This window comes from Mycolicibacterium arseniciresistens, from assembly GCF_030519285.1.
Classification (GTDB): domain Bacteria; phylum Actinomycetota; class Actinomycetes; order Mycobacteriales; family Mycobacteriaceae; genus Mycobacterium; species Mycobacterium arseniciresistens.
This window is the reverse complement of sequence record NZ_JAUMSQ010000356.1, coordinates 1-455: the sequence shown is the minus strand read 5'-3', so window position 1 is coordinate 455 and position 455 is coordinate 1. Positions and strand designations below refer to the sequence as shown.

Below are 455 nucleotides of genomic sequence, written 5' to 3'. Positions count from 1 at the left end.
CGACGGCGGGGTGGGCGGGGCCGGCCTGGTCGTCGCCGCCGCGCCCGGGGTGGCCGACGAGCTGGTGGATGTGCTGGGCCGGGCGGGGCTGGGCTGAGGCCGCCGGTCAGCAGCCGGTGCTGTGGATCTTCTCGACCAACGTCGGATCGGCGGCCGCGGTCGCGTCAGGGCGCAGACTGGCCAGCACGGCCTCGATGTTGTCGCTGGCGTTCAGCTCGCTGAACTCGGTGCCGATCGCCAGATCCACCACCGCGTCCGGGCGCTCGTCCTCGAACAGCTCGGCACAGGGCGCCACCAGCCACACCGCCGCCGCGGCGGCGCGGCCGGAGGGCCCGAACCGGATCTGGCCGTGGCAGTTCAGCCGGGTGCTCGCGTAGACGGCGTCGTTGGCGGCCTCGGGCTGGGCGAAGCCGAGGTCGCGCAGCTCGCCGGCCACCTCGGCGGCCTGCCCGCCC

The 455-nt window shown here is 76.0% G+C and carries 1 protein-coding gene; it reads right to left on the bottom strand.

Translation table 11 applies throughout. The annotated features are described in order from the left end of the window. Positions 1-106 precede the first annotated feature (106 nt). On the bottom strand, positions 107-455 hold a 349-nt coding region (gene cei / locus Q2100_RS28210; protein WP_302916699.1), incomplete at its 5' end, for an envelope integrity protein Cei.